Origin of the sequence: Bradyrhizobium sp. (assembly GCF_016462955.1) — a bacterium.
GTDB lineage: Bacteria > Pseudomonadota > Alphaproteobacteria > Rhizobiales > Xanthobacteraceae > Bradyrhizobium.
The window spans coordinates 1-434 of sequence record NZ_JAEMSD010000244.1 but is presented as its reverse complement, the minus strand read 5'-3'; the positions used below and the strand labels follow the sequence as shown (position 1 = coordinate 434).

Here is a 434-nt window from a genome sequence, read left to right as displayed (position 1 = left end):
TGGAGAAGCCGATCGAGCCGCCCATGTTCTGCAGCCAGTCGTGCGGCGCCGCCGCGGCCGTCGGCGGGAAGAAGGCGCGGCCGGTGGTGAGGGATTCGTCGACCAGGATCGCATTCTCGGGGATCGCATACGCAATCGCCTGCGCGATCGAAGCGTGGGTCAGCGCGCCGGTCGGCTTGAGCAACTCGGCTAGGGCCTGCGGCTTGACGTCGTTGGCGCTGGCCTTGACCGCGCCGGCAAGCGCCTCGAGCGCCGCGACCGAGTTCTCGCCCCAGGAGGTCATGCGATGCACGTCGCAGCCTTCGGGCCGCAGCACGCTCGGCTTGTTCGGGTAGGCGAAGAACGCGACCGGATCGTCGGACTCGACCAGCACGATGTGGCGGAACTTCGCCAGCATCGGCAGCGCCTGGTCGATGACGTAATGGATGCGGTCG

At 68.2% G+C, this 434-nt stretch carries 1 pseudogene; it reads right to left on the bottom strand.

Annotation, left to right across the window (positions count from 1 at the left end):
- Positions 1-434 (bottom strand): annotated as a pseudogene (locus JHD07_RS22770) (hypothetical protein); the annotation flags it as partial.